At 78.5% G+C, this 1920-nt stretch carries 1 protein-coding gene; it reads left to right on the top strand.

What is annotated here, in order from left to right; genetic code table 11:
- Positions 1–1920: SDR family oxidoreductase (locus ACOJTC_RS12635; RefSeq protein WP_420116992.1), on the top strand; the 1920-nt coding region annotated here is incomplete at both ends.

The raw sequence follows: 1920 nt of genomic DNA, 5'->3' as shown, positions 1-1920 counted from the left end.
GGGGCGGCGTCGACCTGCAGGTGGTGGTGGGGGCGTCCGACGGGACGGGACGCTGCCCGGTCACCGTGCACTCCCGGCCGGAGGACGGCGTCGACGGATGGACCCGGCACGCCACCGGCGTGCTGGCCCCGGCGGCGTCGGCCGCGCCGGCCGGTCCGGCCGGCGACGCCTGGCCGCCCGTCGGGTCCACCCCGGTCGACCTGGCCGGCCGCTACGACCGGCTGGCCGACGCCGGCTACCACTACGGCCCGCTGTTCCAGGGCCTGCGGGCAGCCTGGCGCAACGGCGACGAGGTGTACGCCGAGGTGGCGCTCCCCGACGAGGCGACGTCCACGGCCGGCCGGTTCGGCCTGCACCCGGCGCTGTTCGACGCGGTGCTGCACACCCTCGACCTGACCGGGGACGAGCCGGACGACGACCAGCTCCGGCTGCCGTTCGCCTGGCGTGGGGTCACCCTGCACGCCACCGGCGCGACGGCGCTGCGGGTGCGGCTGCGCCCGACCGGCCCGCAGGAGGTGGCGTTCGACCTGGCCGACACCACCGGCGCACCGGTCGCCTCGGTGGCCTCGCTGGTGGTCCGACCGCTCGCCGCCGACCAGCTGGGCGGGGCACGGGCCGGGCACCGCTCGTCGCTGTACCAGGTCACCTGGACCGCGGTGGAGACGCCGCAGGGCACCGGCGACGGCACGACCGTGGTCCTCGGCGACGACGACCTCGGCCTCGGGGTGCCCCGGCACGCCGACCTCGCCGCGCTCGCGGCGCGGGACGGCACGCCGGACACCGTCGTGGTGGCCTGGCGTTCCCCGTCGGATTCGCCCTCGGCGGTGGCCACCGGGGCGCTGTCCCTGGTGCAGGAGTGGCTCGCCGACGACCGGTTCGCCGGTGCCCGGCTGGCGCTGGTGACGACCCGGGCGGTCGCCACCGCCGACGGCGAGGACGTGCCCCGGCCGGTGGACGCCACCGTCTGGGGGCTGGTCCGGGCCGCGCAGGAGGAGAACCCGGGCCGGCTGGTCCTGATCGACGTCGACGGGCCGGACCCGGCGGGGGTGCGGGCGGCGCTGGCCGTCGACGGCGAACCGCAACTGGCGGTCCGTCGCGGTGGCCTGCTCGCGCCCCGGCTGGCGGCACTGCCGGTGCCCGACGGTGAGCTGCCCGCCGGCATCGACCCGACGGGCACGGTACTGGTCACCGGCGGCACCGGCGGCCTGGGCCGGCTGCTCGCCGAGCACCTGGTGACCCGGCACGGCGTACGGCGGCTGCTGCTGGCCAGCCGACGCGGCCCGGCGGCCCCGGGGGTGGACGAGCTGACCGCCCGCCTGACGGCGGCCGGCGCGGAGGTGACGGTGGCCTCCTGCGACCTGGCCGACCGGGCGGCGGTGGCGGCCCTGCTCGACGGGGTGCCCGCCGAGCACCCGCTGACCGGGGTGGTCCACGCGGCCGGGGTGGTCGACGACGGGTTGCTGCCGACGTTGACCCCGCAGCGGGCGGCGGCGGTGCTCGGCCCCAAGGCGGAGGCCGCCCGTCACCTGCACGAACTCACCCTGCACCGGCCACTGCGCTGGTTCGTGCTGTTCTCCTCGGCGGCGGCCACCCTGGGTGGTGCCGGCCAGGCCAGCTACACCGCGGCGAACGCCTACCTGGACGCCCTCGCCCAGCACCGGCGGGCGCACGGTCTCGCCGGCACCGCGCTGGCATGGGGCCTGTGGGCCGAGACGGGCAGCGGGATGACCGGTCACCTCGGTGCGGCGGACCTGCGCCGGATGGCCCGTTCCGGGGTGGGCGCGCTGTCCACGCCCGACGCGTTGGCGCTGTTCGACGCGACCCTCGGGCCGGTGCCGGCGGTGGCCCTGCCGGTCCGGCTGGACCTGGCCGCGATCCGGTCCCGGGCCGACGGGGTGCCGCCGCTGTGGCGCGGCCTGG

The organism is Micromonospora sp. (assembly GCF_048594385.1).
GTDB classification, from domain to species: Bacteria; Actinomycetota; Actinomycetes; order Mycobacteriales; family Micromonosporaceae; genus Micromonospora; species Micromonospora wenchangensis.
Note: the sequence above shows the minus strand (reverse complement) of the source record. Positions and strands in the feature narration are given on the sequence as shown.